Below are 2,468 nucleotides of genomic sequence, written 5' to 3'. Positions count from 1 at the left end.
ACAATGTGTGGTGATGGTAGCAAGAAGGATACACCTGTTCCCATGCCGAACACAGCAGTTAAGCTTCTTAGCGCCGATGGTAGTTGGACCTTTGGTCCTGTGAGAGTAGGTCGTTGCCATGCATTGTTTAATTTTTTAGTCATTCCGCAATAGCTCAGCTGGTAGAGCGCATGACTGTTAATCATGATGTCGTAGGTTCGAGCCCTACTTGCGGAGTCTTTTTTTTTACTCAAATTTCAAAATTGATATTTGCCGTTTTAGCTCAGCAGGTAGAGCGCTTCCATGGTAAGGAAGAGGTCACCGGTTCGACTCCGGTAAATGGCTTCATATTGATCTTTTAGATTTTGAATTTTGTGAAAATTAAGAAAATTTTATAGCCAGATTGTAAGTACTAACGGCATATTGCCGGGGTGGCGGAACTGGCAGACGCACAGGACTTAAAATCCTGCGGTGGGTGACTACCGTGCCGGTTCGATTCCGGCCCTCGGCATAACACATTTGTGTTAAGATAATTGAATAAAAGATATTGCACCCTTAGCTCAATTGGATAGAGTACCTGACTACGAATCAGGCGGTTGTAGGTTCGACTCCTACAGGGTGCGTTTCATTTCGGGAAGTAGCTCAGCTTGGTAGAGCACTTGGTTTGGGACCAAGGGGTCGCAGGTTCGAATCCTGTCTTCCCGATTGGTATAATGGGGGATTAGCTCAGCTGGGAGAGCGCCTGCCTTGCACGCAGGAGGTCAGCGGTTCGATCCCGCTATTCTCCATAATAGATCAAAGAAAGAGATGTAGATTTTAATAATCTATATCTCTTTTTTTGTGTTTCTTTGTCAAATAGGGTTAACGATTCATTTTAGTCGAGGTCAAGCAGCAGAGATTGTTGCTTGACCTATTTTATTTAAAGGAAATATCAATAATGAGAGGTTTCAATTGAGAGTGTATAGCTAAGTAATATAGTATCTTAAGAAGTTTACTTTCGAGCTTATACAACAACCGAACGGTTATATATTTTAAACCGGAGGAATGTGTAGTAAACTTTTGGTAATAAGTACATTCAATCAATAAACTTGAAAAATACATGCAATAACGGAGGATAATATGAATTTCAGTAAATTATGGAAAGAATTTACTACATTGCCAGAGGCTGAGTCAATTGCCCTTGGGGGATCGAGGGTAAAACAGATATTTGATGAAAAGTCGGACTATGACTTATATATATACTGTAATGAGATACCAAGTGAGAATGCTCGAAGACGAATATTGGAGAAATACTGTCATTATATGGAGCTTGGAAATTCATATTGGGAGCTTGAAGATAATTGTACATTGAAAGATGGAATAGATATTGATATCTTGTACCGAAATCTTGAGGACTTCTCACAACAAATATATTCAGTCGTTGAAGAGTTTACTCCGAGTAATGGATACACAACTTGTATGTGGCATAATCTTTTACATTGCAACATTCTATTTGATAAGAATGGTAAATTGGAAAAACTGCAAAATAAGTATCAAATATCATATCCAGAAGAATTACGTAGAAATATTATACAAAACAACATGAATCTACTCACTGGTAACTTGCCATCCTACGACAAACAAATAGAAAAAGTACTAGTTCGTAAGGATATGATAAGTATAAATCATAGGGTCGCAGCTTTTCTAGAGTCGTACTTCGATATTATATTTGCGATCAACAGGTTAACGCATCCTGGAGAAAAACGGATGATAACCTATGCCAAATCAGACGCAACGATACTCCCTAAAACATTTGAAGAAAATTTAAATGAATTATTTAAGAGTATGTTTAATAATCCAGAAAACACAATGGAAGTAATACAAAGCATAATTATTGAATTGAAGAAAGTAGTGTAATGAGTTAAAGAAATCGAAAATATAATTAGGCTACTTCTAAGATGAGATGACCCTGCATATTAAATTCATGAGTAGATAAACGGAAAGAGATTCCGGTTGAATTAGCTACATACTATAGAGAGTAATCCGCAAATAGGGTAAATGGAAGTAAAGGGTTACTAAGATAGTAAGATAAAACGATGTTCAAAATTAAATAGAAGAATTAAATATTATGTAGAAATATGCTGTAAGAAGAGATAGGAAAACTAATATGCTTCTTCTGAATACTCTATAGAAGGACTAGGCAGAGAGATGAAGTGGATTATGCGATAAACGATTAAGAATCCAATAGAAATATAAAGTTCTATAAGTCGGACTCCACTAGCTTTTGCCGTAATAGCTTTAGTAATAATGGTTAGTGTCATCATGATATGGCTATAGTATATACTGCCATATAGATATATACATTAATAAGAATTCAAAAAGAGGTGTGTTGTAAGATGAAACGCAACACTAAAAAAAGACATGAAGATTCGTTATACTTAAGTCACCACAACATAGTATAAGGAGAGAATCTTCATGTCACACACTCATTTTAACACAAAGAAATCTAA

Annotated in this window: 1 protein-coding gene, 6 tRNA genes and 1 rRNA gene; all 8 read left to right on the top strand. The window is 36.3% G+C overall.

Going from position 1 to position 2,468, the window contains the following annotated elements:
- Window positions 1-6 precede the first annotated feature (6 nt).
- The 8 genes from rrf (at window position 7) to FEZ33_RS11960 (ending at window position 1,875) form a co-directional block, all read left to right on the top strand.
- A 5S ribosomal RNA gene (gene rrf / locus FEZ33_RS11995) occupies window positions 7-122 on the top strand.
- A gap of 21 nt (window positions 123-143) precedes the next feature.
- Window positions 144-216, top strand: a tRNA-Asn gene (locus FEZ33_RS11990).
- 35 nt (window positions 217-251) lie between these two features.
- A tRNA-Thr gene (locus tag FEZ33_RS11985) sits at window positions 252-324 on the top strand.
- An 80-nt stretch (window positions 325-404) separates the two neighbouring features.
- Window positions 405-490 (top strand) — tRNA-Leu (locus FEZ33_RS11980).
- A gap of 38 nt (window positions 491-528) precedes the next feature.
- A tRNA-Arg gene (locus FEZ33_RS11975) sits at window positions 529-602 on the top strand.
- A gap of 8 nt (window positions 603-610) precedes the next feature.
- Window positions 611-684, top strand: a tRNA-Pro gene (locus tag FEZ33_RS11970).
- Between the two features lie 10 nt (window positions 685-694).
- A tRNA-Ala gene (locus tag FEZ33_RS11965) sits at window positions 695-767 on the top strand.
- 331 nt (window positions 768-1,098) lie between these two features.
- Window positions 1,099-1,875, top strand: a complete 777-nt coding sequence (locus FEZ33_RS11960) for a nucleotidyltransferase domain-containing protein (protein WP_138405591.1) — start codon at window positions 1,099-1,101, stop codon at window positions 1,873-1,875.
- The last annotated feature ends 593 nt before the right edge of the window (window positions 1,876-2,468 follow it).

It is taken from the genome of Ruoffia tabacinasalis (assembly GCF_005864045.1).
Classification (GTDB): domain Bacteria; phylum Bacillota; class Bacilli; order Lactobacillales; family Aerococcaceae; genus Ruoffia; species Ruoffia tabacinasalis.
This window is presented reverse-complemented; position numbering and strand designations above follow the sequence as displayed.

Bases quoted from the DNA above. Each gene is read 5' to 3' on its own strand.
- FEZ33_RS11960 (WP_138405591.1), top strand. From the start codon at position 1,099: ATGAATTTCAGTAAATTATGGAAAGAATTTACTACATTGCCAGAGGCT.